We start from the raw sequence: 399 nt of genomic DNA, 5'->3' as shown, positions 1-399 counted from the left end.
ATTAATCACATCATCAATTCGGCCCTGGAACCAAAAGTAGCCGTCCTCATCTTGGTAAGCCGTGTCTCCAGATAGATACCAACCCGGGATTTGGAAGTACTCTTGATACTTGGCTTCATTATTCCAGATCTGTCTCATCATCGAAGGCCATCCAGCCCGAATCGCTAAGTGTCCCATTGAATACGGTGGAAGCTCATTTCCATTATCATCGATAATCGCTGCGTAGATACCCGGAAAAGGTCGCCCCATAGAGCCCGGCTTCACCTCCATCTGCGGATAGTTGGAAATAAGGGTTCCACCTGTCTCTGTCATCCACCAGTTATCATGAATTCGCTTTCCGTAAACTTTTAATCCCCAACGAACCACTTCCGGATTTAAAGGCTCGCCCACACTTAAAAC

1 protein-coding gene is annotated in these 399 nt (G+C 47.1%); it reads right to left on the bottom strand.

The window, feature by feature from the left end:
* A partial coding sequence (locus RM446_RS24720; RefSeq protein ID WP_311547847.1) for an AMP-binding protein occupies window positions 1-399 on the bottom strand: 399 nt, incomplete at both ends.

Source organism: Streptomonospora wellingtoniae, from assembly GCF_031845375.1.
GTDB lineage: Bacteria > Actinomycetota > Actinomycetes > Streptosporangiales > Streptosporangiaceae > Streptomonospora > Streptomonospora wellingtoniae.
The sequence above is the reverse complement of the archived record's forward strand: the minus strand, read 5'-3'. Positions and strand labels throughout refer to the sequence as shown.